The organism is Nocardioides sp. NPDC057577, from assembly GCF_042801335.1.
In the GTDB taxonomy this organism is placed as follows: Bacteria; Actinomycetota; Actinomycetes; order Propionibacteriales; family Nocardioidaceae; genus Nocardioides.
The window spans coordinates 1-4,479 of sequence record NZ_JBHVGB010000011.1; the positions used below are offsets into that span (position 1 = coordinate 1).

Annotated in this window: 6 protein-coding genes; 4 read left to right on the plus strand and 2 right to left on the minus strand. The window is 72.2% G+C overall.

What is annotated here, in order from left to right; genetic code table 11:
* Positions 1-884, minus strand: an 884-nt coding sequence (locus ACFU7D_RS03855) for a superoxide dismutase (RefSeq protein ID WP_378863563.1), incomplete at its 3' end; no start/stop codon positions are given.
* Between the two features lie 124 nt (positions 885-1,008).
* Here ACFU7D_RS03855 and ACFU7D_RS03860 point away from each other — a divergent pair.
* From ACFU7D_RS03860 to ACFU7D_RS03875, 4 genes are all read left to right on the plus strand, one after another.
* Complete coding sequence (locus ACFU7D_RS03860; RefSeq protein WP_378863566.1) at positions 1,009-1,923, plus strand: GNAT family N-acetyltransferase; 915 nt, start codon at positions 1,009-1,011, stop codon at positions 1,921-1,923.
* 56 nt (positions 1,924-1,979) lie between these two features.
* Positions 1,980-2,198, plus strand: coding sequence for a hypothetical protein (locus ACFU7D_RS03865; RefSeq protein ID WP_160023182.1), 219 nt, complete (start codon positions 1,980-1,982; stop codon positions 2,196-2,198).
* A 38-nt stretch (positions 2,199-2,236) separates the two neighbouring features.
* Complete coding sequence (locus tag ACFU7D_RS03870) at positions 2,237-2,602, plus strand: PIN domain-containing protein (protein WP_378863569.1); 366 nt, start codon at positions 2,237-2,239, stop codon at positions 2,600-2,602.
* A gap of 195 nt (positions 2,603-2,797) precedes the next feature.
* A complete protein-coding gene (locus tag ACFU7D_RS03875; protein WP_378863572.1) occupies positions 2,798-4,048 on the plus strand; it encodes a hypothetical protein in 1,251 nt (416 codons plus the stop codon).
* Here ACFU7D_RS03875 and ACFU7D_RS03880 read toward each other — a convergent pair.
* Positions 3,990-4,340, minus strand: a complete 351-nt coding sequence (locus ACFU7D_RS03880) for an arsenate reductase family protein (RefSeq protein ID WP_378863575.1) — start codon at positions 4,338-4,340, stop codon at positions 3,990-3,992. The two genes, ACFU7D_RS03875 and ACFU7D_RS03880, sit on opposite strands and share 59 nt — an antisense overlap.
* Positions 4,341-4,479: the final 139 nt, after the last annotated feature.

Below are 4,479 nucleotides of genomic sequence, written 5' to 3' on the forward strand. Positions count from 1 at the left end.
GCGGTGACCCAGTAGGGCGTGTCGGGCTCCGGGGGCGTGGTGAACCGGGCGTTGGGCAGGTAGAGCCGGTCGCGGTAGGCGGCGACGGTCGTCGGCACGTCGAAGTCGTCGCTGGTCAGTGTGTCGACCTGGACGCCGCGGGAGCCGGACTTGTCGAGATGGATGACGGCGATCTCGTTGTTGAAGTTGCGGACGACGTACAAGGTCCTGCCGAGCAGCAGCATGCCGTCGCCGTTGGTGAGGCCGGCGCCACCGAGGTCGACGGTAGTGGTCGCGCCGGTGCGCGGGTCGACGCGGTGGAGGAGCCCGGTGGTCGAGTTGACCACCAGCAGTCCGCGGCCGTCCGGAGTGGCGGTGATGCCGTTGGCGTTGAAGCCCGCCACCTGCTCCCAGTCCCCGGTGAGCGGGAGGGTGCGGACCGGGCCTCGCCCGAGCGGCACGGCGTAGAGCTGGGCCTGCTGGGAGTCGGTGAACCACGCCTTGTGGCGGGTGAGGACGACGTCGTTGACGAAGCTGGCGGCGGTGGTGAGGTGGTGGTCGGCGAGGACATGGCCGGTGCGGGTGTCGATCACCCTGGCGGTGCCGCTGGGGCCGCCGGCGGCGAAGAGGCGACCGTGGCGGTCGACCTTGACGCCGACGGTGGCGGTGCCGGGGCCTTGGGCGACCACCTTTCCGCGGCCGGTTCGTAGGTCGACGCGGTAGATGTCGCCGTCCACGCGCGACCCGAACCAGGCCGTCGGCCCGCCTCCGATCGCGATGCCCTCGGGCTGGAAGCCGGGCGGGAGGTCGAATCTCTTGGGGAAGTCCGTGTGTGCGTCGGCCGTGGCTGGGACGAGGGCCGCGACCAGTGCCGCGGCGAGCAGGGCGATACGGATCCGGAACATCGTTGCTCCTGACGGGGTCGGCGCCGCCCGAGCCGGCGTGGAAGACGGCTGCTTTCGCCTACCGTACGCCGCGGGCCCGATAACCCGTGGCGACTCGGGGTGAGCAGGTGGGAGCGTGGGCCTCATGACCAACGCCATGATCCTTCCCGCCGGCTACACCGAGCGGCCGTTGGCGCTGGCCGATGCCGGCGCCGTCACCCGGGTGATGGCGGCGAACGAGCTGGCCACCGCGGGCGAGGTGATGATCGAGGAGTCCGACATCATCGCCGACTGGCAGCGACCGTCCTTCGACGTCGGTGCCGCCACGGTCGGCGTGCTCGGACCCGACGGCGAGCTGGTCGCCTACGCGGAGTGCTCCGGCGGCGCCCGTGCCGATGCCGCCGTCCACCCCGAGCACTGGGACCGCGGGATCGGCACCGCCCTGGCCGGCTGGATAGGCGCCCGCGCGGCCGAGCTCGGCGAGCCGGTCATCGGCATGCCGGTCCCCCAGGGCTCACCCGGCGACCGGCTGCTGGAGTCGCTGGGCTGGTTCCCGCGCTGGGAGTCCTGGGTCCTGGCGCTGCCGCAGGACGCGGCGATCCCGGTGCGGGAGCTGCCCGAGGCGTACGCCCTCAGGGCTGCGACGCCGCACGACCACGAACAGGTGTGGACGGTGGTCGAGGACGCCTTCCTGGAATGGTCCGAGCGCGAGCGGGAACCCTATGCGGACTGGGTCGCCACGACCATCGAGCGACCCGGCGCCGAGCCGTGGAACCTCCGCGTGGTCACCGACTCTGACGGCGCGGTGGTCGCCGCGGCGGTGCTGGTGATGACCGAGGACGGCCGGGAGGGGTACGTCAGCAAGCTGGCCACCCGCAAGGACCAGCGCAACCGTGGCCTGGCCCAGGCGCTCCTCGCCGACGCGTTCGGCGCTGCCCGCGCTCACGGAGCGACGCGCGCGACCCTGTCGACGGACTCTCGCACCGGCGCCCTGGACCTCTACCTCCGCGTCGGCATGGAGGTCGAGTCGACCTGGGTGCACCGCGCGACCCGGCCCTGATCCCACCTGGACGCGCCGCGCTGGGCTACCATCTTGCGTCCAGGAGGTGGACAGACATGTCCGACGTACTGATCCGAGGTCTCTCGGATGACGAGCTCGCGCGCATCGACACCGAGGCGGCGCGGCTCGGGCTCACCCGCAACGAGTATCTCCGCCGATGGTTCACGCCCGACGCACTGCGTCCGCTGCCACCGGCGCGACCCGTGGCCGGCGGCGACTTCGCGAAGTTCGCCCCGCTCGCCGACCGGGGTCTGATGCGTGACGCATGGTCGTGAGGCGACCCTGGCTGATGCACCGGTCGGCACTCGCCCGGATGTCCACCAGCCCCGACGCTGAGAAGTGGTCCCGCCTGATCGAGCTGGGACAAGTACGCATCACCACCACCACACTGCTCGAGATCGGCCACCTGGCCCGATCCGAGCGGGAGTGGTCCGATCTCGTCGAGGACGTGCCGGTCATCCACATGCCGCTCGCGACCCTCACGCCGCGTACCGAGGCACGGGCGCTGGAGATCCAGCGCATCGTGCTGCGCGAGGGTCGTCACCGGGCGCCGTCGGTCCCGGACCTGCTCGTCGCCGCGGTCGCGGAGGAGGCCGACCTCACGGTCCTCCACGCCGACAACGACGTCGACCTGATCACCCGCACCACCGGCCAGTCCGTCGAGCGCCTGCGCCTGTGACCTAACCCGTCGAGTCGGCTCGGCGGGTGCTTCTGGGCTGGTGGCGGGGTGCGCTATCGCGACCGTCGACCAGGGTGTGCGATAGCGTGCCGCGCTGCGGATCGACAGGGGCCGGCCACGGGTTGATCCCGGGGCCGATAGAACATGCGCATGCACGCTGACCCCCACCAGTCTGCAGGCCCCCGGACGAGCCTCGTGACCACGTTCGGCGAGATCGATGTCACCGGTCCGATGGCGCCGGTGCTCGGCGGCCTCCCGGGCTCGTTGACGGCACAGGCGACGCTGTGGCTCTCGACCCGCCTGGCCGCCGCGGTCCGTTCCTACGTCGACGGGCTGGCCGACCTCGGCGCGCCTGTCCCGGAGGAGTCCGAGATCTGCCCGCGCCCGACCGAGACCGACTACCTCCCACCGACGGGTCCGCCGGGCCTCGCCGAGGTCGGCGGCTGGTCGACCGAGGCGCTGACCGAGGCAGCCCGTCGCGTACGCGATGCCGCCGATGCTGTCGAGTCACACCTGCCCGAGGTCCCGGGGCTGCTCACCGCCGCCACGCCGGAAGAGCGAGACGCCGAGGTACGCAGCGGCGAGCTGCTCCTCAAGGCACTGCGCCATGCCCGCTGGGCGATGCACGACGGGGCCGTGAACCTGGATGCCGCGCTGGCCGAGCTCACCGAGGCGACCACGCTGGCGGTGGCGGCCGGCCACCCGCTGCTCGACGACCCGCAGACCCACCCGGCGAGCATCACCGCCGCCCTCGCCCGGGTCGTCCGGGCCGATGCCACGATCGCCGCGGCGCTCCATGACATCGAGTTCCCCGAGAGCCCGAGCTCTCGGATCGCCGCCTACCTGGCCCGGGTCAAGGCGACCCGCCAGGTCGTCGCCTCGCTCGGCGAGGAGGGCGCGGGGGCGCTCGCGGTCGGCAACGTCGCCAAGAGCGCCGGCGGCGTGGTCGGCAAGGGCAGCGCGTACGTCCGGTTCCTGCGTACGACCCTGCTCGGCCTGACCCGGTCCCGCTCGCTCGGCGCGCTGCGGCAGTTCGCGCGCGGGAGCGCCAACGGCGGGTTCCTGCGATTTCTCATCGGCGCCCGGCTCGCTCGCGGGGTCGGCTGGATCTTCCTGCCGCTGACGATCCTCACCGGAGCGATCGACGCGGTGACCGGCGGCGGCGAGAGCGGCGTACGCGGCTGGGCCAACCGCGTCGTCGGACTCGCCGGCGCAACCGGAGCGGCGGTGCTGCTGGTGACCCAGCTGCGCTGGACCGCGGCGGGCCCCGCGGCGCTCAGCCTCGCCGGCGCCGCGGTGCTCGCCTTCAGCCTCTGGTCGCTGGGCACGATGGTCTGGGACCACCGAGCCCGGATCGGGACCTTCCTGGGCGCCGTCGGGAGCCGGCTCAGAACAGCTCGCGGACCTTCTCGATCGGCCGGGCGAGCACACCGCGGTCGCCCTTGATCACGATCGGGCGCTGCAGCAGCGCCGGGTGCTTCACCATCAGCTCGACCAGCTCGTCCTCCGAGAGGTCGCGGTTGCCCAGGTCGAGCTCCTTGTAGACCGGCTCCCGCTTCCGCAGCACGTCGCGAGCGCTCAGGCCGGTCTTCGCCAGGATGTCCCTGACCTCCTCGGCCCGCAGGCCGAGCACGTGGTAGTCCACCTTCTCGAAGTCGATCCCCTCCTCCTTGAGGAGGACGAACAGGTTCCGACACGTCGTGCAGGTCGGCTTCTCGTACACGGTGATCTGATCCACGCGGCCACCCTAGCCCGCGGGTCGGTGCGCTATCGCGGCGGGCGACCAGGGTGTGCGATAGTGCGCCGACCTACGCCCAGCGGAGCAACAGGACGGGCCTCGCCGAGTCGGCTCATCCTACCGAAAAGCTCGTCGAGTC

What these genes read in the sequence shown, in the direction of transcription:
- ACFU7D_RS03860 (WP_378863566.1), top strand. Translation starts at nt 1,009, where the DNA reads ATGACCAACGCCATGATCCTTCCCGCCGGCTACACCGAGCGGCCGTTG.
- ACFU7D_RS03865 (WP_160023182.1), top strand. Translation starts at nt 1,980, where the DNA reads ATGTCCGACGTACTGATCCGAGGTCTCTCGGATGACGAGCTCGCGCGC.
- ACFU7D_RS03870 (WP_378863569.1), top strand. Translation starts at nt 2,237, where the DNA reads ATGTCCACCAGCCCCGACGCTGAGAAGTGGTCCCGCCTGATCGAGCTG.